Origin of the sequence: Nocardioides daphniae, assembly GCF_004777465.1 — a bacterium.
Taxonomy (GTDB): Bacteria; Actinomycetota; Actinomycetes; order Propionibacteriales; family Nocardioidaceae; genus Nocardioides; species Nocardioides daphniae.
Window position 1 is genome coordinate 2,881,451 of record NZ_CP038462.1, and the last position, 20,709, is coordinate 2,902,159.

At 71.1% G+C, this 20,709-nt stretch carries 20 protein-coding genes and 2 pseudogenes; 10 read left to right on the plus strand and 12 right to left on the minus strand.

Features of this window, described 5'->3' with window-relative positions; translation table 11 throughout:
- Positions 1–162: 162 nt before the first annotated feature.
- Both E2C04_RS14155 and E2C04_RS14160 read left to right on the plus strand, forming a co-directional pair.
- Positions 163–1,506 (plus strand): MFS transporter, encoded by a 1,344-nt coding sequence (locus E2C04_RS14155; RefSeq protein ID WP_135833079.1) that lies wholly within the window; start codon positions 163–165, stop codon positions 1,504–1,506.
- The gene (locus E2C04_RS14160) at positions 1,503–2,897 is read left to right on the plus strand and encodes an MFS transporter (protein ID WP_135833080.1); all 1,395 of its coding nucleotides are present in this window, start codon (positions 1,503–1,505) and stop codon (positions 2,895–2,897) included. The genes E2C04_RS14155 and E2C04_RS14160 overlap by 4 nt, the downstream gene beginning before the upstream one ends.
- Positions 2,898–2,912: 15 nt before the next feature.
- Here E2C04_RS14160 and E2C04_RS14165 read toward each other — a convergent pair whose 3' ends face one another.
- The 7 genes from E2C04_RS14165 to E2C04_RS14195 all read right to left on the minus strand — a co-directional run bounded on the left by E2C04_RS14165 (position 2,913) and on the right by E2C04_RS14195 (position 9,613).
- Positions 2,913–4,145: an NAD(P)/FAD-dependent oxidoreductase gene (locus E2C04_RS14165; RefSeq protein ID WP_135833081.1), complete on the minus strand. Its 1,233-nt coding sequence runs from the start codon at positions 4,143–4,145 to the stop codon at positions 2,913–2,915.
- A 9-nt stretch (positions 4,146–4,154) separates the two neighbouring features.
- Positions 4,155–4,604, minus strand: coding sequence for a hypothetical protein (locus tag E2C04_RS14170; protein ID WP_135833082.1), 450 nt, complete (start codon positions 4,602–4,604; stop codon positions 4,155–4,157).
- A gap of 118 nt (positions 4,605–4,722) precedes the next feature.
- Positions 4,723–6,348 (minus strand): chaperonin GroEL, encoded by a 1,626-nt coding sequence (gene groL, locus E2C04_RS14175; RefSeq protein WP_135833083.1) that lies wholly within the window; start codon positions 6,346–6,348, stop codon positions 4,723–4,725.
- 263 nt (positions 6,349–6,611) lie between these two features.
- Entirely contained in the window at positions 6,612–8,198 is a 1,587-nt protein-coding gene (locus tag E2C04_RS14180) for a TadE/TadG family type IV pilus assembly protein (RefSeq protein WP_135833084.1), read from the minus strand.
- Positions 8,195–8,626 carry a TadE family protein gene (locus E2C04_RS14185; RefSeq protein WP_135833085.1) on the minus strand — a complete coding sequence of 144 codons (432 nt, stop codon included), beginning with the start codon at positions 8,624–8,626 and terminating at the stop codon, positions 8,195–8,197. The genes E2C04_RS14180 and E2C04_RS14185 overlap by 4 nt, the downstream gene beginning before the upstream one ends.
- Before the next feature lie 121 nt (positions 8,627–8,747).
- Entirely contained in the window at positions 8,748–9,191 is a 444-nt protein-coding gene (locus tag E2C04_RS14190; protein WP_135833086.1) for an ATP-grasp domain-containing protein, read from the minus strand.
- Positions 9,137–9,613, minus strand: coding sequence for an ATP-grasp domain-containing protein (locus E2C04_RS14195; RefSeq protein ID WP_135833087.1), 477 nt, complete (start codon positions 9,611–9,613; stop codon positions 9,137–9,139). The genes E2C04_RS14190 and E2C04_RS14195 overlap by 55 nt, the downstream gene beginning before the upstream one ends.
- A 75-nt stretch (positions 9,614–9,688) precedes the next feature.
- Between E2C04_RS14195 and E2C04_RS14200 the strand changes: the two genes are divergently transcribed.
- Both E2C04_RS14200 and E2C04_RS14205 read left to right on the plus strand, forming a co-directional pair.
- Positions 9,689–10,900, plus strand: a complete 1,212-nt coding sequence (locus E2C04_RS14200; RefSeq protein ID WP_135833088.1) for a DUF2157 domain-containing protein — start codon at positions 9,689–9,691, stop codon at positions 10,898–10,900.
- The gene (locus tag E2C04_RS14205; RefSeq protein WP_135833089.1) at positions 10,897–11,382 is read left to right on the plus strand and encodes a GDYXXLXY domain-containing protein; all 486 of its coding nucleotides are present in this window, start codon (positions 10,897–10,899) and stop codon (positions 11,380–11,382) included. Before E2C04_RS14200 ends, E2C04_RS14205 begins: the two co-directional genes overlap by 4 nt.
- A gap of 6 nt (positions 11,383–11,388) precedes the next feature.
- Here the strand turns inward: E2C04_RS14205 and E2C04_RS14210 are convergent, their stop codons facing one another.
- The 4 genes from E2C04_RS14210 to E2C04_RS14225 form a co-directional block, all read right to left on the minus strand.
- Positions 11,389–11,865 (minus strand): OsmC family protein, encoded by a 477-nt coding sequence (locus E2C04_RS14210; RefSeq protein ID WP_135833090.1) that lies wholly within the window; start codon positions 11,863–11,865, stop codon positions 11,389–11,391.
- A gap of 5 nt (positions 11,866–11,870) precedes the next feature.
- Positions 11,871–12,719, minus strand: a complete 849-nt coding sequence (gene otsB, locus E2C04_RS14215) for a trehalose-phosphatase (protein ID WP_135833091.1) — start codon at positions 12,717–12,719, stop codon at positions 11,871–11,873.
- Positions 12,720–12,793: 74 nt separating this feature from the next.
- Entirely contained in the window at positions 12,794–13,288 is a 495-nt protein-coding gene (locus E2C04_RS14220) for a LytR C-terminal domain-containing protein (protein WP_229721567.1), read from the minus strand.
- A 9-nt stretch (positions 13,289–13,297) separates the two neighbouring features.
- Positions 13,298–13,594 (minus strand): DUF3263 domain-containing protein, encoded by a 297-nt coding sequence (locus E2C04_RS14225; protein WP_135833092.1) that lies wholly within the window; start codon positions 13,592–13,594, stop codon positions 13,298–13,300.
- Between the two features lie 160 nt (positions 13,595–13,754).
- On the opposite strand from E2C04_RS14225, the pseudogene E2C04_RS14230 reads away from it, so the two are divergent.
- Positions 13,755–15,171 (plus strand): annotated as a pseudogene (locus E2C04_RS14230) (alpha,alpha-trehalose-phosphate synthase (UDP-forming)).
- On the opposite strand, the gene E2C04_RS14235 reads toward E2C04_RS14230, so the two are convergent.
- Positions 15,134–16,693, minus strand: a complete 1,560-nt coding sequence (locus E2C04_RS14235; protein ID WP_135833093.1) for an FMN-binding glutamate synthase family protein — start codon at positions 16,691–16,693, stop codon at positions 15,134–15,136. The pseudogene E2C04_RS14230 and the gene E2C04_RS14235 sit on opposite strands and share 38 nt — an antisense overlap.
- 89 nt (positions 16,694–16,782) lie before the next feature.
- Here E2C04_RS14235 and E2C04_RS14240 point away from each other — a divergent pair.
- From E2C04_RS14240 to E2C04_RS14250, 5 genes and pseudogenes are all read left to right on the plus strand, one after another.
- Positions 16,783–17,824, plus strand: a pseudogene (locus E2C04_RS14240) (MFS transporter); the annotation flags it as partial.
- Positions 17,825–17,892: 68 nt separating this feature from the next.
- Positions 17,893–18,171, plus strand: coding sequence for an MFS transporter (locus tag E2C04_RS21065; RefSeq protein WP_275106509.1), 279 nt, complete (start codon positions 17,893–17,895; stop codon positions 18,169–18,171).
- The gene (locus E2C04_RS21070) at positions 18,168–18,701 is read left to right on the plus strand and encodes a pyridoxal-dependent decarboxylase (RefSeq protein ID WP_275106510.1); all 534 of its coding nucleotides are present in this window, start codon (positions 18,168–18,170) and stop codon (positions 18,699–18,701) included. Before E2C04_RS21065 ends, E2C04_RS21070 begins: the two co-directional genes overlap by 4 nt.
- Complete coding sequence (locus E2C04_RS21075; protein ID WP_275106511.1) at positions 18,698–19,600, plus strand: pyridoxal-dependent decarboxylase; 903 nt, start codon at positions 18,698–18,700, stop codon at positions 19,598–19,600. The genes E2C04_RS21070 and E2C04_RS21075 overlap by 4 nt, the downstream gene beginning before the upstream one ends.
- Positions 19,601–19,752: 152 nt before the next feature.
- Entirely contained in the window at positions 19,753–20,673 is a 921-nt protein-coding gene (locus E2C04_RS14250; protein WP_135833094.1) for a hypothetical protein, read from the plus strand.
- Positions 20,674–20,709 lie beyond the last annotated feature (36 nt).

Here is a 20,709-nt window from a genome sequence, read left to right on the forward strand (position 1 = left end):
GTCACTATTCCCCCAGGTTCGGTACACCGCAAGGGTTGACACGGCAGCGCAAGTTGTCTTGTGTGGACCGCGACAGACCGACGGATCCGGACGCCAACGGCGTCCACTTCGAGACGTGCGCCCCACGTGACGCGCGAGCAAAGGCTTCCTCCAGGAGAGCCCATGACGGCTGCGCCCCCTGCCCCCTCCCCCGCGTCGACCAGGCCGGGCCGCCACCGCGTGCTCTGGCTCTCGACCATCGCCTTCACGCTGATGTTCGCGGTGTGGCTGATGTTCGGCATCCTCGGCAACCCGATCCGCGAGGAGTTCGGCCTCAGCGAGGTCCAGCTGTCGTGGATCGTCGCGGCGGCCGCGCTCAACGGCTCGTTGTGGCGCCTGCCCACCGGGATGATCGCCGACCGCGTGGGCGGTCGGGTGGTGCTCACCGCCCTCCTGGTCGCGACGGCGGTCCCCACCTTCCTGGTCTCCCGCGCCGACTCCTACGCCACCCTGCTGGTGCTGGCCTTCCTGATCGGCTTCGCCGGCAACGGATTCTCCGCCGGCATCTCGTGGAACTCGGCCTGGCAGCCTCGCGAGTCGCAGGGCTTCGCCCTGGGCCTCTTCGGCGCCGGCAACGTCGGCGCCTCGGTCACCAAGTTCATCGGGCCCCCGCTGATCACCGGGACGGCCGGAGCCACCTACTTCGGGATCATCGACGGCGGCTGGCGCCTCGTCCCGGTGGTCTACGCCGTGCTGCTGCTGGTGATGGCGGCGGTCGTCTGGTTCGGGACCCCGCGCCACGACCTGAAGCCCGGCACCGGGGCCCCGCTCGACCAGCAGCTGGCACCGTTGCGGCAGATGCGGGTCTGGCGCTTCAGCCTCTACTACGTCGCGGTCTTCGGGGCGTACGTCGCGCTGGCGGCCTGGCTGCCGCTCTACTACATGGACAACTTCGACGTGTCGCTGCAGACGGCGGCGCTGCTCACGGCGACCTACATCTTCCCGGCCTCGTTGCTGCGTCCCTTCGGCGGCATGGTCGCCGACCGGTTCGGGGCTCGGCGGGCGATGTACTGGACCTTCGGGGTCATGCTGGTGACCACCGGCATCCTGATGATGCCCAACGGCCACATCACCGTCGTGCACCCCGACGGCACCCAGACCGACCACCTCGCCTACGAGCTGGGCCTGGTGCCGTTCGTGCTCCTGGTCTTCGTGCTGGGGTGCGCGATGGGCGTGGGCAAGGCCGCGGTCTTCAAGCACATCCCGGAGTACTTCCCCGACAACGTCGGCCCGGTCGGCGGCCTGGTCGGCATGCTCGGCGGCCTCGGCGGCTTCGTGCTGCCGCTCCTCTTCGCCTACACGAAGGAGTGGTCGGGCTTCCCCTCCAGCACCTTCGTCGTCCTCTTCGTGCTCACCGTCGTCTGCGCGCTGTGGATGCACTGGACGGTCGTCCACATGCTCCACCGCGAGTCGCCCGAGCTCGCGCACCACCTCGACCACCCCACGCCTGAGGAGGCACCGGCATGAGCAAGTCGACGAGCCAGAGCTCCGGAGAGTGGCTGCAGTCCTGGGACCCGGAGAACGAGGCGACCTGGGACAAGCCGCTCGCCTGGCGCACCCTGTGGGTCACCACGTTCGCCCTCTTCCTCGCCTTCGCCGCGTGGTTCCTGCCCAGCGCGCTGATCCCCAAGCTCAACCCGCTGGGCTACTCCTTCACGACCTCCGAGCTCTACTGGATGGCGGCCATGCCCGGCCTGTCGGCCGGACTCTTCCGGCTGGTGTGGATGGTGCTCCCGCCCATCATGGGGACCCGCAAGATGGTCGCCCTCACCTCGCTGCTCCTGGTCTTCTCGACCCTCGGGTGGGGCGTGCGCGTGCAGGAGCCCACCGCCCCCTACTGGGAGCTGATGGTGCTGGCCTTCCTCGCCGGCGTCGGCGGCGGCGCGTTCTCGGGCTTCATGCCGAGCACGTCGTACTTCTTCCCGAGGTCGAAGCAGGGCACCGCACTCGGCCTGCAGGCCGGCATCGGCAACTTCGGCGTCTCCGCGGTGCAGCTGCTCACGCCCTACCTGATCGGCTTCTCGTGGCTGGCCTTCTTCGGGAGCTCCCAGACCATCTCGATGCCGGGCAAGGAGGCGCAGGAGGTCTGGTACCAGAACGCGGCCTTCATCTGGATCCCGCTGATGGTGATCGCCGCGATCCTGGCGTGGACGATGCTGAAGTCGGTGCCGATCAAGGCCAACATCCGCCAGCAGTTCGACATCTTCGGCAACGTCGACACCTGGCTGATGACGCTGCTCTACATCATGACCTTCGGCACCTTCGCCGGGCTGGCGGCGCAGTTCGGCCTGCTGATGGCTGACCTCTACGGCATCTCCAACCCCGACATCGTCTCCGGGACCGGCGGCGAGGCGACCGTCCTGGTCGACGGGTACGCAGTGCCCGACGTCGTGAAGTACGTCTTCCTGGGCCCGTTGGTCGGGGCCGGCGCCCGCGTGCTCTTCGCTCCCCTCACCGACCGCACCGGCGGGGCTGTCTGGACCCTGGTGTCCGGGATCGGCCTGATCGTCTCGATCGCCTTCACGATCCCCGCGCTCACCCCCGACACCACCTCGGCCGCCACCCTGGAGAGCGGCTTCAACCAGTTCCTGTGGGGGATGCTGGCGATCTTCCTCTTCTCCGGCATCGGCAACGCCTCGACCTTCAAGCAGATGCCGATGATCTTCGAGAAGCGGCAGGCCGGTGGCGTGATCGGGTGGACGGCGGCGATCGCGGCGTTCGGACCGTTCTTCTTCGGCATCGGCGTCACGACGCTGGGCCCGGTCGGCTTCTACGCCATCGGCATCGCGTGGGCCGTGATGTGCGTGGTGATCACCTGGGTGCGCTACGCCCGCAAGGGTGCCCCGAAGCCGAGCTGACGCCCGGCGGCGAGCTCAGCGCAGCGGGTCGAAGGGGGCCAGCTCGCGGGGCGACGTCCCGGTGACGATCGACTCGGCGAGCAGGCGCCCGGTGACCGGTCCCAGCGTGATGCCCCACATCCCGTGGCCGCCGGCGACGTGCACGCGCTCCGACCTCGTACGCCCGACCAGCGGCAGCCCGTCGGGCGTGCAGGGCCGCGACCCCACCCACTCGTCCCGGCGGCGGTCGAGGTCGGCACCGCGCAGGAACGGCCGCGCGGCCTCCACGATGGCGGTGATGCGGCGGGTGTCGAGGCCGGCGTCGGCCGGGCGGAACTCCATCATCCCGGCCACCCGCAGCCGGTCACCCGCGGGCGTGCAGGCCACCCGCTGGGCGGGCAGGTAGACCGGGCCGTGCGGCACCGACTCGACCGGCACCGTGAACGAGTAGCCACGTCCGGCCTGCACGGGCAGGCGTACGCCGAAGGGTCGCGCGAGCACGTTGAGCCAGGCGCCGGTCGCCACCACCGCTGCGTCGTAGGACTCGCCCGCCACCACCACGCCCGAGCCGGTGTCGGTGATCGCACCGACGCGCAGTCCGGCGACGATCCGTCCGCCGCGCTCCTCCACCGAGGCGCCCAGGGCGAGCAGGTAGGAGTTGGGGGTGACGTAGCGCTGTCCGTGGAGCCGCAGCGCCACGCCCACCTCGTCGGAGAGCGACGGCTCGATCGCGCGGGCCTCGTCGCCGGTGAGCACGTCGTACTCCAGCGGCTGGCCGCTGGCGCGGATGTGCTCGATCTCCTCCAGCAGGGTCGACCGCTCCTCGGCCGTGCGGTAGGCGGCGATGAACGACTCCGCCTCGTGCGTGGGCGCCTCGACGCCGCCCGCGGCGAGCAGGTCGAAGGCGTCCAGGGCCAGCGAGTTCACCGGGACCAACGCTCCCATCGCGCGGCGCCAGCGCGGCATCGTCGAGTTGCGGGCGAAGCGGACCAGGAACTCGAGCAGCCGCCGGTCGGCCGTCAGCGGCACGTAGACCGGCGAGCTCGGGCTGACCACCGCCCGGATGCCGTAGCGCAGCACCGCCGGCTCCGGCAGCGGGGTGGCAAGCCCGGGCGTCAACCAGCCGGCGTTGCCCCACGACGACCCGGCCGCCACACCGGTCCGGTCAAGGACCGTGACCCGGACGCCGTGCTCCTGCAGGAACCAGGCGGTGGAGAGGCCGACCATGCCGGCTCCGACGACGACGACGTGCTGGGGTGCGTAAGGCATGCCACAGCATCACCTGTGATCGGCTTCTGCGCCACCCTTCGCGTCGGACTTCGCGTCAGGCTCCGCCTCGGACTCCTCGGTGGCCCGCGGGGCGCTGGTCGACCAGGTGGCGAGCGCCGCGACCACGCCGAACCAGAGCCGCGGGTGCCGCACACCCTTGCCGCGCAGCCACCCCTCGAGACGGCGGTCGGCGGCCATTCCGAGCACGCTGGCTCCGGTGACCGTGGCGCCGACCAGCGCACCGGCCGCGGCCCGCTGGCCCGGGGAGGCCGACTCGCCGATCGCGAGGGCACCTCCGGCCACCCCTGCCAGGCCAGTGAGGGCGTGCACCGCGTTCAGTGGGCGGCCCTGGAGCCGGCGCGGGGAGACGAAGACCGTGAAGAGACCGGTGGCGGCGGCCTGGACGAGGCGGGACTCGGTGGACTCGAGGTCCCGTACGCGGGTGAGGAGGTCGCTCATGGCGCCAAAGGTAACCGGGGTGCCGAAAAGCGAGGACCCCGCCGCACTCGCGTGCGACGGGGTCCTGCTGTGACCGGAGCGGTTCCCGGTCAGGGATGCATCAGAAGCTGGGCTCCGATCAGAAGTCCATGCCACCCATGCCACCGGTCGGGTCGCCCATCGGGGCGGCCTTCTCCGGCTTGTCGGCCACGACGGCCTCGGTGGTCAGGAACAGCGCTGCGATGGAGGCGGCGTTCTGCAGGGCCGAGCGGGTCACCTTGGCGGGGTCGATGATGCCGTTGGCGATCATGTCGACGTACTCACCGGTGGCCGCGTTGAGGCCGTGGCCGGCCTCCAGGTTGCGGACCTTCTCCGCCACGACGCCACCCTCGAGACCGGCGTTGATCGCGATCTGCTTGAGCGGGGCCTCGGTCGCCACGCGGACGATGTTGGCACCGGTGGCCTCGTCACCGTCGAGCTTGAGGTTGTCGAAGGCGACGGCAGCAGCCTGCACCAGCGCGACGCCACCACCGGCGACGATGCCCTCCTCGACGGCAGCCTTCGCGTTGCGGACGGCGTCCTCGATGCGGTGCTTGCGCTCCTTGAGCTCGACCTCGGTGGCCGCGCCGACCTTGATGACGGCCACGCCGCCGGCCAGCTTGGCGAGGCGCTCCTGGAGCTTCTCGCGGTCGTAGTCGGAGTCGGACTTGTCGATCTCGGCGCGGATCTGGTTGACGCGGCCCTCGATCTGGCCGGCGTCGCCAGCGCCCTCGACGATGGTCGTCTCGTCCTTGGTGATGACGACCTTGCGGGCCTGGCCCAGCAGCTCGAGACCAGCGGTCTCCAGCTTGAGGCCGACCTCCTCGGAGATGACCTGGCCACCGGTGAGGATCGCGATGTCCTGCAGCATGGCCTTGCGGCGGTCACCGAAGCCCGGGGCCTTGACGGCGACGGACTTGAAGGTGCCACGGATCTTGTTGACGACCAGGGTCGACAGGGCCTCGCCGTCGACGTCCTCGGCGATGATGACCAGCGGCTTGCCGGACTGCATGACCTTCTCGAGGAGGGGCAGCAGGTCCTTGACGTTGGAGATCTTGGAGTTGGCGATGAGGACGTAGGGGTCCTCCAGCACGGTCTCCATGCGCTCGGGGTCGGTGACGAAGTAGGCCGAGATGTAGCCCTTGTCGAAGCGCATGCCCTCGGTGAGCTCGAGGTCGAGGCCGAAGGTGTTCGACTCCTCGACGGTGATCACACCCTCCTTGCCGACCTTGTCCATCGCCTCGGCGATGATCTCGCCGACGGTGGTGTCAGCGGCCGAGATCGAGGCGGTGGAGGCGATCTGCTCCTTCGTCTCGACGTCCTTGGCCATGGAGAGCAGCTCGTCGGAGACGGCGGCGACCGCAGCCTCGATGCCGCGCTTCAGACCCATCGGGTTGGCGCCGGCGGCGACGTTGCGAAGACCCTCGCGCACCATGGCCTGGGCCAGGACGGTGGCGGTGGTGGTGCCGTCACCCGCGACGTCGTCGGTCTTCTTGGCGACCTCCTTGACGAGCTCGGCACCGATCTTCTCGTACGGGTCCTCGAGCTCGATCTCCTTGGCGATGGAGACGCCGTCGTTGGTGATCGTGGGGGCGCCCCACTTCTTCTCGAGGACGACGTTGCGACCCTTGGGACCGAGCGTGACCTTGACCGCGTCGGCGAGCGTGTTCATTCCGCGCTCGAGGCCGCGGCGGGCCTCCTCGTTGAAAGCAATCAGCTTAGGCATGACTCCTGCGATTCCTTTTCGGAGTTCGTGGTTGTCGCGCCGGCGGGCTGCCCGCGACGGACGACCCCGGACGTACGACGGACCCTTCCCGCCGCAGTCGGTGCCTCAGCGTCACCGGTGCGCGTTGTCACTCTCGTGGCGAGAGTGCCAATGCCAGTTTTAGCACTCGACCCAAGCGAGTGCAAACGCCTCGTACGCGGCGACGGCGCCGCCCCGGAGTGGGGCGACGCCGTCGACGAGTCGTGCGTGGGTGACGAGCGCGCTCAGGCGGGCATCTTCATGAGCTTGATGCCCTTGCTGAGCGAGCCGAAGGCGGAGCGGAAGATCGTCTCCAGCTCCGAGCCGCTGGCGGCGCAGAAGAAGTAGTCGCCGTCGGCGTTCTCCTGGGTGCGCTTGACCGGGTCGCTGCAGTCGGAGGCGGTGGACGGGTTGCCGTCGGGGGCCTTGGACGCCACCCGTGCGAGCACGTCGCGCAGCCGGGAGGTGCTCGTGTTGCCCGAGATGCAGCGGCCGGTGCTGGTGTTGCTCACGGCGGCGCCGAAGCCGATGGTGATGATCAGGACGTCCTTGGCCTTGACCTCGTCGGCCATCTTCTCCAGGTTGTTGCAGCCCTGCTGACCGTAGGTCGCGTTGCGGCCCGCGCCGAAGTCCGTGGAGTTGGAGAGGCGGTAGTAGCCGTTGGTCAACACCTCGTCGGGCGAGCCGTCGGTCTCGAAGATGATGACCTTCTTCGGCGCCGGGCCGGGACGGGCCGGCAGCGACGAAAGGTTGTTGGGCGTGTTGCCGAGCAGGTAGCGGGCACCACCCTTGAGCGCCGACGCCAGGTGCGTGCCGTAGTTGCCGCTCTTGGCGCCCGGCATGCACTTCACCGACTTGACCAGCGGGTCGGTGGCCACGATGGTACCGCTGGGCCCGGTCAGGTAGCCGTTGGAGAACGGCGACGCGATCCAGCTGCCCGAGGTCGGCGAGTTGGTGGTCTCCAGCTTGGGCGTGTTGTCGGTGTTCCACAGGGGGCTGTAGGGCCAGCTGCTGCTGGTCTGCTGCTGGACGCCGGACTCCGCGCTCGTGCAGACCTCCGTGCTGAGCTTGTTCATCCGCCGCGGGTCGCTCTTGTGGATCGTGCCGAGCGCGACGTACTGGAGCTCCGGGTTCATCACGGTCAGCGAGCTCTCGATGGCGGCCTTCATCTGCTCACGGTCACCGTCGACCATCGAGGGCGTGCGGTCGGCCATCACCAAGATGTCGAGCGGGTTGGGCACGTCGTTGCCGCACGTGCCCTTGCAGGCGATCGAGACCACCGCCCCGGTGTTGCCCTCGTCGTAGCCGATGGCTGGCGCGAAGGCGTAGGGCACGACCTTGGAGTCGGCGACGCGCACGGTGTTGCACTTCACCGCACCACCCGTGCTGGCCGTGCGGGACGGGTCGCAGGGGATGAAGCAGACGAACTCGTCGCACTTCGTGCCCACGTAGGGCCGCGTGCCGTGCGGGTTGCACGTGGTCGGGATCTGGGTGTACTGCGGGGCCTTGGTCGCACCCGTGGAGGCGATGACGCACCACAGGTCGGTGGTCACGCTGGTGTTGATGTCGTTGGCGCGCGCCATGTCGCCGACGATCGTCTGGATGTCGCCCTGCTGCTCGGGCAACGCGTAGGCGCCGGCGTGCGCCGCGGCGTCCAGCGTGTCCTTGAGCTGCTGGCGAGCCGAGACCTGGCTGGCGATGTCGACGGAGATGGCGGCCAGCGCGATGAGCAGGACCAGGACCATCGAGAAGAGGATCGCGTAGGCGCCCTTCTCGTCACGGCGGCCCGCCACGCGGGCGGCGAAGCGGGAGAGCACGTTCCTCGTCGTCATTCGATTCTCATCTCTGCCTGGCGGGTGAGGTCGAAGCCGCCCGGGAAGAAGATCCCGACCGGCGTCAGCATCTTGTGCTGGTAGGCGATCTTCACGACCGCGGTGTCGCCGCTGAGCCGGTTGGCGTCGTAGGCGCCGCACGACGTGTTGGCCGGCGGGCGCTTGCAGGAGACGGTCACCGTCACCGCTCCGACCGAACGGGTCGCGTTGGTGGCCACCGCCACCACCTCGGCCTGGGTGGACTTCAGTGAGGCCGCGCGAGCGGCGTCGCGCGCAGCGTTGTTGATCATCGAGCCCCGGTTGATCATGTAACCGAAGTCGATGATGCCGAAGAGCAGCATCAAGAAGATGGGCAGGATCAGGGCGAACTCCACCGCCGCTGCACCACGCTCACCACGCTCACCACGCCTCTTGCGTCCGAGCACCATGCGTCCCTCCGCTTCCACTCCCAGACTGACGGCGCGCCCAGGGTCCAGGGCACCGCATCCTGAAGATTAGGCACCAGCCGCGGGCCAGTCCTCGGAAACCGAAATTTGCTGCGTACGCGGTCTAGTCCGCCGCACGCACGGGTGCCGGGAGGCGCCGCAGCAGGGCGTCGACGTACGGCTCGACGTTCTCCTCGCAGAGCTCGAGATAGAGCGCGGGCTCGATCAGCTCGACCTCGCTCACCTGCCACCGGCCGTCGTGGTGGAGCAGGTCGACGCGTCCGTAGTCGAGGGCGCGTCCGACCGCGGCGCCCGCCGCCTCGAAGCCGGCCAGTGCGGTGCCGACCACCGTCTCGTCGGGGGCGACACGGACGTAGGTGCCCCCGAGGTGCTCGTGGACCCGCACCTCGCCGGCCGCCGGCACCTTGTGCACCTGGCTGGCGGCCCGACCGCCGAGCACGAAGACCGACATCTCGCCGACGTCGCGCACCGAGGCCACCAGCGGCTGCACCATCAGTGCCCCGTCGGGGAGGTCGAGGGTGTCGAGGGGCTGCGCGGACTCGACCACGACCACCCCACTCCCCCGGCACCCACGCGCGGCTTCACCACCACGTCGCCCCAGTCGGCGCGCGCCCGCGCCAGGTCGTCGGGCCCGTGCAGCAGGCGCGAGGGCACCACCGGCACGACGCCGGCCTCCGCCAGTGCGACCAGGTAGGCCTTGTCCATGTTCCAGGCCATCACGTCGCTGCCGTGGGTGAGCAGGGTGACGCCCTCCACCCGTCGCGCCCACGCCAGGAACTCCTCGGGCCTCTCGATGTAGTCCCAGGTGGCACGCACCGCGACCAGGTCGGCGGCGGCCCAGTCGACCTCGGGGTCGTCCCAGACCGACCACTCGACGTCGGCACCGCGGGCGGTGAGCGCCGCGTCGAGCCGCTCGTGGCCGGGCTCGCCGGCGGGGAAGGCGCTGCAGGTCGCGAGCACGATCTTCATGCGCCGATGCTAGACACGCGTGGCTGAGTAGGGCACCTCATGGTCAATCGGTGAGTTCAGCGGCACTCTTGCCCCATGACGACGACTGTTCCCACGCCCGAGCCGGCGAGCCCACCGGTCGAGGCGGTCTCCGGGCGGCAGCTGGAGTGGCTGCGCAACGAGGTGGCCGAGTGGCGGGCCGAGGGCCTGCTCAACGAGGAGCAGGCCGCTGCCATCCTCGGCCGCTACCACGAGTCGCGGGTCTTCTCACTGACCCGGCTCCTGCTCGCCCTCGGCGCGGTCTTCGTCGGGGTCGGCCTGATCTGGCTGGTCGCGGCCAACCTCGACGCGGTGCCGCCGCTGCTCCGCTTCCTCGGCGTGACCGTGCTGTGGCTCGGCCTGCTCGTCGGCGCCGAGGTGGCCGCCTCCCGCGGCGCCGGTCGCCTGCTGGTCGGCGCCCTGCGGCTGATGGCCGCCTTCGCGATCGGCGGCGTCATCTTCCAGGCGGCGCAGAGCCTGCAGGTGCCGGCGTACGAGCCCAAGCTCGTCGGCCTGTGGGGGGCGGCGGCGCTGATCCAGGCGTACGCCTTCCGGGCCGTCGGTCCGCTGGTCATCGGCGTGGCCGGCTTCGCCGGCTGGAGCATCTCCCAGGGCCTGGTGCACGGCCCGAGCTTCGCCGACGTGGTGCTGGTCGTGGCGCTGACCCCGCTCGTCGCCCTCGGCCTCGCCGCCCTGGACGACACCCGACGCCCGGCCTTCGCCTGGGTGTGGCGTGCGGTCGGTGCAGCCCTGCTGCTGGTCGCCCTCTTCATCTCCGCCCTGCCGGTGGACGACGACGTCGAGCTCACCACCCGCTGGTGGAACCTCGCCCTCATCGCCCTCGCGGGGGTGGCGCTGGCCCTCGGCGCGCTGCGGGCCAGGGAGACGATGTCGCGGCTCGAGCTGCTGGGCGGTGTCGCCGCCCTGGGCGTCGCCATGCTGCTGGCGGCCTGGCAGGCGGGCGAGTCCGCCGACGAGATGACGCTCGCGACCTGGGCGCACACCGCGGTCGCCGTGGTCGCCTACGTGCTCGTCGCCGCGGGGGTCGCCGTGGTCGGGACGCTGCGTGACTCGGGGGCCCTGGCCGCGATCGCCACGCTGGCCCTGGTCATCTTCACGACCTTCCAGAGCTTCGCGGTGGTCGCCGCCGTGATCCAGGGGGCGTGGCTCTTCCTCGTCCTCGGCCTGGTCTTCCTCGGCACGGGGTGGGCCTTCGACCGTGGCCGGCGGCGACTCGCCGCCGCCCTCGAGGACGGAGCAGACCGATGAAGCCCACCAAGAGGCGCAGCCTCCTCGTCGCCGGCGTCGCCGTGGCCCAGCTCGTGCTGGTCGGTGTCGCGGTGGCCCCCCAGCTGTCGGCCCGGACGACCGGCGAGACCTACGAGCTCGCGGTCTCACCGGTCGACCCGATGGACCCGTTCCGCGGGGCGTACGTCGACCTCGACTACCCCGACCTGCAACCGCCGGACTCCTGGCGCCAGCCCTCGTACGACCAGGACGTCTTCGTGGTCATCGAGGAGTCCGACGGCCTGATGAAGGCCACCGACTGGACGACCGACCGGCCCGACTCCGGCACCTACCTGACCTGCTCCCCCGCCGGGTGGCCGTTCAGCTGCGGCATCGAGTCGTGGTTCGCCGACTCCGCCGAGGCCCGCCGCCTCGAGGAGGCGATGCGCGACAAGGGCGCGATCGCCGAGGTGAAGATCGACTCCCGCGGCAACGCCGCGATCGTGGGCCTGCGCGAGCGGTGAGGCAGCTCAGCCGGTGGCGACGTGGGTGACCGGCTCGTGCTCCACGGGGAAGTTGACCGACGAGGCGATGAAGCACGCCTGTGAGGCCTCGTGGTGCAGCTGCGGCACCAGCTCGACGTGCGCCGGGTCGACGACGGTGACCTCGGGGCGCAGCAGCACCCGGGTGAAACGCCCGCCGATGCCCTCCTGGCTCATGGTGCCGACCGGTCGGTCCGCGTACGCCGTGACCGTCACCCCGTGCACCACTGCGACGTGCAGGAACGACAGCAGGTGGCACTCGCTCAGTGCGGCGACCAGCAGCTCCTCGGGGTTCCAGCGGCCGGGGTCGCCGCGGAAGGGCTTGTCGGCCGAGAGCAGCAGCTCCAGCTTGTCGCCGGCCCGCGCGCTCGCGACGACGTCGCGGGCGTAGTCGCGGTAGCCGGAGGTGCCGGTGCCGCGGTTGCCGGTCCAGGCGAGGGCGAGCTCATAGGTGTGCTGGGCCACCGCCCTCACCCGGCCTGCGGGCCGAGGTCGGCGACGAGCCCCTTGAGGAAGTCGACGACACCCTCAGGGCCGTCGACGACGTGGTCGGCGATCTCCTCCAGCTCCTCGGGTCCGTCGCCGCCGTGGGAGCAGACCGCCATGGTGGCGATCCCGTCGTCACGCATGGCGCGCAGCTCGGTAAAGGCCTCGACGTCACCCAGGTCGTCACCGGCGAAGAGGAAGCCCTTGGCACTCCACTCCTCGGCCAGGCGGCTCACTGCGAGCCCCTTGTGCATGCCGGGCGCGCGCACCTCCACGACGAGGCGGCCCGGCTCCACGGCGAGGCCGTGCCGGGTGGCGGCGTCGGCGACCAGCGGCAGCAGGCGGGCGAAGGAGCCGACCGGGTCAGGCAGGCGCCGTGTGTGCAGCGCGACCGCGAGGCCCTTGGGCTCGACGTAGGCGTCGGCGGCGTCGGCACGGCGTACGAGTGAGGGCACCTCGCGCAGGAAGCCGGCCAGGCCGGCAGGGGGCCGGGGCGAGACGACGCGGCGGTCGACGGCGGTCCACCGCTCGTTGCCGTACTGCCCCAGGACGATGAAGGAGCGGTGCCGCTCGGCGATCCGGGTGCCGACCTGGTCGAGGTCGCCGAGGGCGAGCGCCTGGCGGACCGGGCGGCCGGTGACCACCGCGACGCCGCGCACCCGGTCAGCCAGCGCAACCAGGAGGTCGGGGACGTCGGGGTGGACGTGCGCCTGGGTGGGGTCCTCGACGATGGGGGCGAGGGTGCCGTCGAAGTCGAGACCGACCACGAGGTCACCGCCCGAGCGCACCACGGCCTCGTACAGCGCGGATGCCGTGGGGTCGTTGAGCTCCATGCGCCCTACTCAACCAGACGATCCCCAGCGGTCGAGCGTGAACGTGGTCACGCCGACGCGGGCGTGGTGCGCGCTCAGCCGGTCAGGATGACGGTGAGGCGGTCGAGCTTCATCGGCGCGACGGCGACCTTGGTGCGGCGGATGCCGAGGTCGAGGGCCAGCTGCTTGGCCTCGGCCTTGAGCCGCGGCGGGTGGTAGACGGTCGGCTCGGGGATGTGCCCGACCCAGTTGTCGGAGCCGACGACCTGCCAGCCGGCGGCGGTGATCTTGGAAGCCGTACGCCCGGCGAGGCCCGTGATGCCCGAGTTGTTGTAGACCTCGACGTAGACCTTGCTGCGGTCGAGCTTGGGCTTGGGCTTCTTGGTCGGGGTGGCCGACGGGGTGGGCGTCGGGGTCGGGGTGGGCGCGGTCTTCGCGACGTTCTCGACCTTGCGCTCCTGCTCGGGGGCGTCCTTGGTCGCGACGAAGGCGAAGCCGGCCATCGCCACGGCGATGACGCTCAGCATGACGACCGGCGAGGGGAAGGCGACGCCGCGCTCGTTGCGACGGCGCGAGTTCAGGGGGCTCACGACCACGCCTCAGATCTCGAAGCCGAGGCGGCGGGCGGAGCGCTGGCGCTGGCGCTGCTGACGCAGGCGGCGGAGGCGACGCACGAGCAACGGGTCGGCCTCCAGCGCAGCCTGGGAGTCGATGAGCGCGTTGAGCACCTGGTAGTAGCGCGTCGAGCTCATGTGGAACTTCTCGCGGACCGCCTGCTCCTTGGCGCCGGCGTACTTCCACCAGTGGCGCTCGAACTCCAGGATGTCGCGGTCGCGCTCGCTCAGGCCGGTGGCCTGATCGGCTCCGTTGCCCTGGAGGGCGTTGGCGGCGTCCATGTGCGTCTCCCCGTGGGTGCGTCGATCCGTGCTGCTGCGTCCACTGTAGGTGACGAACCACAACGATGTCATTCGCTTGGCGGCGCGCCGGGCGACGCGCCGCCGCCGCCCGGCACAGCCGTAGGTGCACGCGATTGGACGCGCTGCATAGGGTGTACCCGTGACCACCGCCACAGCAGACCTTGTCATCGTGGCCAACCGTCTCCCGGTGGACGAGGTCATCAACCCGGACGGCACGACCACCTGGGGCCGCTCCCCCGGCGGCCTGGTGACCGCGCTCGAGCCGGTGCTGCGTGCCCAGCACGGCGCCTGGGTCGGCTGGCCCGGCGGCATCGACCAGGAGATCGAGCCCTTCGAGTCCGACGGGCTCACGTTGGTCCCGGTGGCGCTCAGCGCCGAGGACGTCGAGGATTTCTACGAGGGCTTCTCCAACGCCACCCTCTGGCCGCTCTACCACGACGTGATCGCCAAGCCGCAGTTCCACCGCGAGTGGTGGGACGCGTACGTCGAAGTGAACCGCCGCTTCACCGAGCGCGCCGTCGAGGTCGCGGCGCCCGGTGCGACGGTCTGGGTGCAGGACTACCAGCTCCAGCTGGTGCCGCAGATGCTGCGCGAGCTCCGCCCCGACCTGCGGATCGGCTTCTACCTGCACATCCCCTTCCCGCCGGCCGAGCTCTTCGCCCAGCTGCCGTGGCGCCGTCAGATCCTCGAGGGCCTGCTCGGCGCCGACCTGATCGGCTTCCAGCTGCCGGGCGCCGCACACAACTTCATCCGTCCGTGCGCTCCCGTGTCGGCCACCGCACCCACAAGGACACCGTGCAGATGCCGGACGGGCGCGTGGTGCGCGCCGCGGCGTACCCGATCTCCATCGACGCCGAGGAGTTCGAGACCCTCGCCCGTTCGGAGGGCGTCGAGGCCCGCGCCAAGGAGATCCGCGAGCAGCTCGGCAACCCCGAGACGCTCTTCCTGGGGGTCGACCGGCTCGACTACACCAAGGGCATCTACGCGCGACTGCGTGCCTACTCCGAGCTCATCGCCGAGGGGCACCTCGACGTGCACGAGTCGATCTTCGTCCAGGTCGCCACCCCGTCGCGCGAGCGCGTCGAGCAGTACCGGCTGCTGCGCGACGAGACCGACCGCCTGGTCGGGCGGATCAACGGCGACCTCGGCCACTTCGGCCGCCCGCGATCGACTACCAGCACGCGTCCTTCCCCCGCGAGGAGATGGCCGCGCTCTACCGGGCCGCCGACGTGATGGTGGTGACCCCGCTGCGCGACGGCATGAACCTGGTCGCCAAGGAGTACGTGGCCTGCAAGTTCGACGACGAGGGGGCGCTGGTCCTCTCCGAGTTCGCCGGTGCCGCGCACGAGCTGCGGCAGGCCTGGATGGTCAACCCGTACGACATCAACGGCATGAAGGCGACCCTGCTGGAGGCGCACCGCGCCAGCCCGGAGGAGCGTCGCCGCCGGATGCGCGCGATGCGGGCCCAGGTCAAGGAGAACGACGTGGCCCGCTGGGCCGCCAACTTCCTCGGTGACCTCAGCGGCCCTTCTGGTCCTCGCCCAGACGCGCCATGACCTCGACGAGCTCGTCGCGCAAACCGGGCCCGAGCTCGCCCCACCCCGGCTGGTAGCCGTAGAGCTCGCGCAGCGGCACGGCCGAGCGCTGACCGTCCAGGATGTCGATGTCGTCGGGCGTGAGCAGGCCGGGGTGCACCACGCCGACCGCCTCGGAGACCTTGAGCAGGTCGCGGCGCAGGGCCAGGACGTAGCTGGCCAGCCGCTGGGTCTTCGACGTCGGGTCGAGGCCCCGGGTGTAGCGCGGGTTCTGGGTGGCGACGCCGACCGGACAGTGGTCGGTGTGGCACTTCTGGGCCTGGATGCAGCCGATCGACAGCATGGCCTCGCGCCCGACGTTGACCATGTCGGCACCGAGCGCGAAGGCGACCAGCGCGTTCTCCGGCAGGCCGAGCTTGCCAGCCCCGATGAAGGTGACGTCGTCGGTCAGCCCGGCGGCCGCGAACCGCTTGTGGACCTCGGAGAAGGCGACCCGGAACGGGTAGGCGACCGAGTCGGCGAAGACCATCGGCGCAGCGCCGGTGCCGCCCTCGCCGCCGTCGATGTTGACGAAGTCGACGCCGCGGGTGCGCGGCTGCATGAGCTCGACGAGCTCGTCCCAGAAGTCCATGTTGCCCACGGCCGACTTGATCCCGACGGGCAGGCCGGTGGCGTCGGCGATCTCCTCGACCAGGTCGAGCATGGAGTCGACGTCGTCGAAGGCCGTGTGGCGGCTCGGCGAGGCACAGTCCACGCCCACCGGGATGCCGCGGATCTCGGCGATCGTGCGGTCCACCTTGGCCGCGGGCAGCATGCCGCCCAGCCCCGGCTTGGCCCCCTGGGAGAGCTTGATCTCGATCGCCTTCACCGGGGCGGAGGCGACCAGGTCGACGAGCCGGTCGAGGTCGAAGCGTCCGTGCTCGTCACGGCAGCCGAAGTAGGCGGTGCCGATCTGGAAGATGAGCTCGCCGCCGTGCCGGTGGGCCGGGGCGATCGACCCCTCACCGGTGTTCTGCAGGCAGTCGACCAGGGCCGCGCCCTGGTTGAGCGAGCGCAGGGCGGGCTCCGACAGAGCCCCGAAGCTCATCCCGGAGATGTTGACCACCGACGCCGGGCGGAAGGCGTGGCGCCGTCCACGCGGCCCACCGAGCACCTTCGCCGACGGCACCGCGACGCCCTCGCTGCCGTGCCGAGCGGTGGTGGCGCCGGGGCCGGCGAAGGTGCGGTGCTTGATGATCGGATATCCGGCCAGCCCCTCGACGTCGTTGTCGGTGCCGAAGCCGAAGTAGTTGTTCTCGCCCTTCGCGCTCGCGTAGATCCAGCGTCGCTGGTCGCGGGAGAAGGGGCGCTCCTCGTCGTTGCTGGTGACGATGTACTGCCGCAGCTCCGGGCCCACCGTCTCGACCCAGTAGCGGAAGTGCCCGATGATCGGGAAGTTGCGCAGCAGGGCGTGCTGCCGCTGGGTCAGGTCGCGGACGACCACCCCGCCCAGCGCTGCCGCTGCGAGTCCCGCCACCTTGCCACCGGTCGAGATGCGTCCCATGCGTCAGGTCTAGTCGGCCCGACCAACTCTGTCGAGAGTTGCCGGTCGTTCTCGCACCGCTGGGGCTGCGGCGCCCCTAGTGTCGACCCATGACCACTGACGTCCCGAGCGTCGGGCAGTCGACACTGCCGCGCGCCGTCCGGCTGGGCTACGGCTCCGGCTCGGTCGCCACCGGCGCCTTCGGGACCGTGCCGGGCCTGATGCTGCTCCCCTTCCTCACCGACAGCCTGGGGATCGCCGCGCTCTGGGCGGGCCTCATCGTCTTCGCCCCGAAGGCCTGGGACGTGCTGCTCAACCCGGTCGCGGGCCGGATCAGCGACCGCACCGTCGACCCCCGCGGCCCACGCCGTCCGTGGCTGCTGCGGGCCGGGGTGCTGCTCGCGGTCGGCTTCGCGGTGATCTTCGCGGTGCCCGACCTGGGGTCGAAGGGGCTCGAGGCGACCTGGGTGCTCGTCGCCTTCCTGGCGACGGCGACGGCGTACGCCTTCTTCCAGGTGCCGTACGTCGCGATGCCTGCGGAGATCACCGACTCCTACGACGAGCGCACCCGGCTGATGACATGGCGGGTGGCGATCCTGGCCTTCACGATCATGCTGGCCGGGGACGGCCCACTGATCCGCGACGCGTTCGACGGCCGCACCGGCTACGCGGTGATGGGCGTCGCGATGGCCGGCGTGATCCTCCTCGGGGTGGTGGCGGCGTACGTCGGCACGCGCCGCGCACCCGTCGGCACCGTCGCCGCGGGGAGCGGCACGATCGGCGAGCAGCTCAGGGTGGTCGCCTCGTCGGCCAACTTCCGGGTCCTGCTGACCACCTTCGTCATCCAGGCGCTGGCGCTGGGCGCGATGCTCGCCGGGGTCGACTACCTGGCCGAGGAGGTGCTCGGCAGCGCCGGCCGCCACCACGATCCTCTTCCTCTGCTTCGTCGGTCCGGCGCTCGTGCTGACCCCGGCCTGGGCCCGGGTCGGTGAGCGGATCGGCAAGCGAGCGGGCTGGACGATCTCGTCGCTGGTGCTGGCGTCCGGGGCGTTGCTGGCCGCGACCGCCCAGGTGGCACCGGCGGGGCTCGTCTTCGCGGCCGTCGGGCTGGTCGGCGTCGGCTACGCCGGCTGCCAGGTCTTCCCGATGGCGATGCTCCCCGACGCCGCCGCGGTCGACGCGCACCTCACCGGCGAGAACCGGGTCGGGGTCCACACCGTGTGTGGACCGCGGGCGAGACCTTCGGGCTGGCCCTCGGACCGAGCCTGTACGCCCTCATCCTCACCCTCGGCGACTACCGCTCCTCCACCGACGGCAGCGCGGTGCAGCCCGACTCGGCGCTCACCGCGATCACCGTCGGCTTCAGCGTCGTCCCAGCCCTGCTCATCCTGGCCAGCCTCTGGTGGCTGCGTCGCTACACCTTGACCGCCGACGACGTGCGGGCCGCCCTGGCCGCGACGCCGGCACCCGCAGCTCCGACCTCGAAGGACGCACGATGAGCACCCCTGACGCCCTGGCCCGACTGCGCGCGTTGCAGGCCGACGACCTGCCTGTGCACGGTGGCCGGACGCTCGCCTACGTCTACGACTCCGGCCTGGCCGACGTCGACCGGGTCGGGCGGGAGGCCGTGGCGGCGTACGCAGGGTCGAACGGCCTCGACCCGACCGCCTTCCCGAGCCTGCTGCAGATGGAGAACGAGCTGGTGGGCTTCGCCGCCGACCTGCTCAACGCGCCCGACGAGGCGGTCGGCACGGTCACCTCGGGCGGCACCGAGTCGATCCTGCTGGCGGTCCAGGCCGCGCGGGACTCGCGCCCCGAGGTGGTCTCGCCGTCGATGGTGATCCCCGAGACCGCCCACGCTGCCTTCCACAAGGCTGCGCACTACTTCGGGGTCCGGACGGTCGTGGTGCCGGTCGGCGACGACTTCCGCCCCAACCCGTGGGCGATGGGCCGGGGCGATCGACGGGACCACGGTGCTCGTCGTCGCCTCGGCGCCGGTCGTACGCGCACGGGGTCATCGACCCGGTGACCGAGATCGCGGCGCAGGCGAAGTCGAAGAAGGTGCGCTGCCACGTCGACGCCTGCATCGGCGGCTGGGTGCTGCCGTACGCCGAGCGCCTCGGCCGCGACGTGCCCGAGTGGGACTTCCGGGTGCCCGGAGTCACCTCCATCTCGGTGGACACCCACAAGTACGCCTACGCCCCCAAGGGCACCTCGGTGCTGCTGCACCGCTCGCCGGAGCTGCGGCGGGCGCAGTACTTCGCCTCGGCCCGGTGGCCGGGCTACACGATGCTCAACGCGACCACGCAGTCGACGAAGTCGGGCGGCCCGCTGGCCGGAGCCTGGGCGGTGGTCACCACGCTCGGCGACGAGGGCTACCTGGCACTGACTGAGCAGGTGCTCGACGCGGTCGAGGCGATCGTCGCCGGCATCGGTGAGGTCGCCGGCGTACGCGTGGTCGTGCCACCGGACTCGACCCTGGTCGCGATCGCCTGCGACGAGACCCTGGACCCCTTCACGTTGACCGACGAGATGACCTCGCGCGGCTGGTACGTGCAGCCGCAGATGTCGTTCGCCGGGCGCCCCGCGACGGTGCACCTGTCGGTGAGCGCCGCGACGCTGGCCGGTGTCGACGACCTCCTGGTGGCGCTGCGCGACTCGGTGGCGGCCGCGGTGAAGGCGGGCCCGGTGGTCGTGGACCCCGGTGTCGTCGACTTCATCGCCGCGCTCGACCCCGCCCGCCTCACCGACGACGACTTCGAGGGGCTGCTGGCCGCGTCCGGGTTGATGGGCGACCCCGACGCCGGGTTGGCCCTGCCCGAGCGGATGGCCGAGGTCAACGCGCTGCTCGACGTGGCGTCGCCGGCGATGCGCGAGGCTCTGCTGGTGGCCTTCCTGGATCGGTTGGCGCGGCCGGCTCGCGAGTGAGGTCGCAACTGGTCGATGGATGTCGATTCCCCGTCCAGAGTCTGCATCCATCGACCAGTTTTGCTGGCCGCGAGGGCTGCACAGGCGCGCGGCGGTCCACAGGCGGTGAGTGACCGTGTACGCCCGGGCGCGCCGCCCGCCACGCTCGTGCCATGGAGCCACTCCTCACCCGTAGCGGGCAGCGCGCCGGCGTGCACTGGACCCGCGTCACCCACGGCGTCCATCGACCCCGCGACGCCGCCGATCCCGGGCTGGCGGACCTCCACGCCTGGCTCCGCGTGCTGCCGCCGGGCGCGCGGTTCACGCACCTCACGGCGGCACGGCTCTGGGGGTTGTGGCTGCCACCCCTCCCCGGCGACCTGCCTGTCGTCGCTGCCTGTGCTCCGACCGGTACGCGGCCGCGTCGCCCGGGGCTGCACGTCGTACGCCCCACGTCGCTGGCGCCACCCGCGGTGGTGGCGGGCCTCCCGGTCGACCCGGTCGAGGTCGCGCTGTTGACCGCGTGCCGCCACGTGGGCGACCTGGATGCGCTCGTGATGGTTGACTCAGCTCTCGCCACCGGGCTGACGACGCCGGACGCCCTGGCTGCGACGGCTGCTGGCCGGAGCCGGGGTGCCCCACGACTGCGGCGGGTGCTGGCGCGTGCCGACGTACGCACGGAGTCGCCGTGGGAGACAGTGCTGCGCGACTTCCACCGAATCGTCGACGCCGAGGTGGAGCCGCAGTTCGAGGTCACCGACGATCGGGGTCACTTCGTGGCGCGCGGCGACCTACGGCTGACGGGTCACCGTGTCCTGCACGAGTACGACGGTGGGGATCACCTGACGGTGGAGCAGCAGCGGGCGGACCTCCGCCGTCTCCGGCGTCTCGCTGCCGCCGGCTGGGTGCGACGCGGCTACACGAGTGAGGACCTGGTGCACCGCGCGACCAGCGTGCTGCGCGACGTGGACCTCACGCTGGGGCGGCCACACGACCCCGGCCGCGTACGCCCGTGGCACGCGCAGCTGCGTGCGTCGTGCTTCACGCGCGCCGGCCAGAGCGAACTCCTGCAGCAACTGTCGTCGAGCGCATGACCGCAACTGGTCGATGGATGCAGTTCTGGGCAGCCA

Bases quoted from the DNA above. Each gene is read 5' to 3' on its own strand.
- E2C04_RS14155 (WP_135833079.1), top strand. From the start codon at position 163: ATGACGGCTGCGCCCCCTGCCCCCTCCCCCGCGTCGACCAGGCCGGGC.
- E2C04_RS14160 (WP_135833080.1), top strand. From the start codon at position 1,503: ATGAGCAAGTCGACGAGCCAGAGCTCCGGAGAGTGGCTGCAGTCCTGG.
- E2C04_RS14165 (WP_135833081.1), bottom strand. From the start codon at position 4,145: ATGCCTTACGCACCCCAGCACGTCGTCGTCGTCGGAGCCGGCATGGTC.
- E2C04_RS14170 (WP_135833082.1), bottom strand. From the start codon at position 4,604: ATGAGCGACCTCCTCACCCGCGTACGGGACCTCGAGTCCACCGAGTCC.
- groL (WP_135833083.1), bottom strand. From the start codon at position 6,348: ATGCCTAAGCTGATTGCTTTCAACGAGGAGGCCCGCCGCGGCCTCGAG.
- E2C04_RS14180 (WP_135833084.1), bottom strand. From the start codon at position 8,198: ATGACGACGAGGAACGTGCTCTCCCGCTTCGCCGCCCGCGTGGCGGGC.
- E2C04_RS14185 (WP_135833085.1), bottom strand. From the start codon at position 8,626: ATGGTGCTCGGACGCAAGAGGCGTGGTGAGCGTGGTGAGCGTGGTGCA.
- E2C04_RS14195 (WP_135833087.1), bottom strand. From the start codon at position 9,613: ATGAAGATCGTGCTCGCGACCTGCAGCGCCTTCCCCGCCGGCGAGCCC.
- E2C04_RS14200 (WP_135833088.1), top strand. From the start codon at position 9,689: ATGACGACGACTGTTCCCACGCCCGAGCCGGCGAGCCCACCGGTCGAG.
- E2C04_RS14205 (WP_135833089.1), top strand. From the start codon at position 10,897: ATGAAGCCCACCAAGAGGCGCAGCCTCCTCGTCGCCGGCGTCGCCGTG.
- otsB (WP_135833091.1), bottom strand. From the start codon at position 12,719: ATGGAGCTCAACGACCCCACGGCATCCGCGCTGTACGAGGCCGTGGTG.
- E2C04_RS14225 (WP_135833092.1), bottom strand. From the start codon at position 13,594: ATGGACGCCGCCAACGCCCTCCAGGGCAACGGAGCCGATCAGGCCACC.
- E2C04_RS14235 (WP_135833093.1), bottom strand. From the start codon at position 16,693: ATGGGACGCATCTCGACCGGTGGCAAGGTGGCGGGACTCGCAGCGGCA.
- E2C04_RS21070 (WP_275106510.1), top strand. From the start codon at position 18,168: ATGAGCACCCCTGACGCCCTGGCCCGACTGCGCGCGTTGCAGGCCGAC.
- E2C04_RS14250 (WP_135833094.1), top strand. From the start codon at position 19,753: ATGGAGCCACTCCTCACCCGTAGCGGGCAGCGCGCCGGCGTGCACTGG.